1 protein-coding gene is annotated in these 556 nt (G+C 44.1%); it reads left to right on the plus strand.

Going from position 1 to position 556, the window contains the following annotated elements; all coding sequences use genetic code 11:
- Nucleotides 1-488 (plus strand): helix-turn-helix transcriptional regulator (locus tag UTM25_RS22680; RefSeq protein WP_320715394.1); only part of this gene is annotated, 488 nt, incomplete at its 5' end.
- Nucleotides 489-556: the final 68 nt, after the last annotated feature.

Genomic DNA, 556 nt, shown 5'->3' on the forward strand with positions numbered 1-556 from the left:
GCAGTTTTATGATTACGCCTGATGAAGATATTCGGCGAATTAAACGGGAAAAGCCTAGTGCGAGGATATATATCTATTCGTTATCCGTTGGTTTTCTGAAATTTAATCATGTGGATGGGGTAATAAATAAACGTATTTCGCTGGGTGATATCAAGACGATGTGGCAAATCCTGATGACCCAGGTGCCAAGAGCTTTAAATTATTACAACGCGATAATTACGATGTGGCAAATCTTGATGAGCCAGATGCCAAATGCGTCAAATCATTACAACGTGAGAATTACGATGCAGCAGCCCCCAGAAAGCCTCTCTAATCAGGAAGCCTGCGTGCTGCGAGGCTACTCATTTAACCTGAAAACCAAGCAAATCGCCCGTCAGCTCGGCTGCAACGTCAGGCAGGTTTATTTTTACAAAAATAACGCCATAAATAAGCTAAAGGCTGCGCGGGGCCCGTTTTTCTATAAGAGCATTCGCTGGATCTTGAATTAACTTCGCCACAGAGCGTCGTTTGCCTTTGTTCCCGTGTCCGCAGGAACCTTTTCCTACAGCTATTGTAA

Origin of the sequence: Enterobacter sp. 61D5, assembly GCF_034107965.1 — a bacterium.
Classification (GTDB): Bacteria; Pseudomonadota; Gammaproteobacteria; order Enterobacterales; family Enterobacteriaceae; genus Enterobacter; species Enterobacter cloacae_M.